The organism is Blastococcus sp. CCUG 61487 (genome assembly GCF_005222955.1).
GTDB lineage: Bacteria > Actinomycetota > Actinomycetes > Mycobacteriales > Geodermatophilaceae > Blastococcus.
This window is the reverse complement of record NZ_LWUA01000271.1, coordinates 1-333: the sequence shown is the minus strand read 5'-3', so window position 1 is coordinate 333 and position 333 is coordinate 1. Positions and strand designations below refer to the sequence as shown.

Here is a 333-nt window from a genome sequence, read left to right as displayed (position 1 = left end):
CTCCCAGCGGTATACCGACCGGATCGGGGCGATCTGCTGGCCGCAGGCCACGAGCCGCTCCTCGACGAGCGTGCGGGTGAGCGCCAGCAACCGCTCGGGGTCGCTGTCGGTGATCACGATCTTGCAGCACTCCTGGTCCACGTCGCCATCCTGGCGCACCGACGGCTCCCTGACTTACCGGTTCCGTGACTTTCGGGTCGGCGGAATAGGACCGACAGCCGCGGGGGTAGGGGGACGGTCATGACCGACGACATGACGATCGACATCGACGGCGAGCAGTACGTACTCCAGCGCGAGGGCGACGGGTTCAAGGTGGGGCAGCGGGTCGGCGGG

Annotated in this window: 1 protein-coding gene; it reads right to left on the bottom strand. The window is 68.2% G+C overall.

The genetic code is table 11. From position 1 onward, the window contains the following. Positions 1 to 117 (bottom strand): divalent cation tolerance protein CutA (cutA, locus tag A6V29_RS21355; RefSeq protein WP_249933320.1); only part of this gene is annotated, 117 nt, incomplete at its 3' end. Positions 118 to 333: the final 216 nt, after the last annotated feature.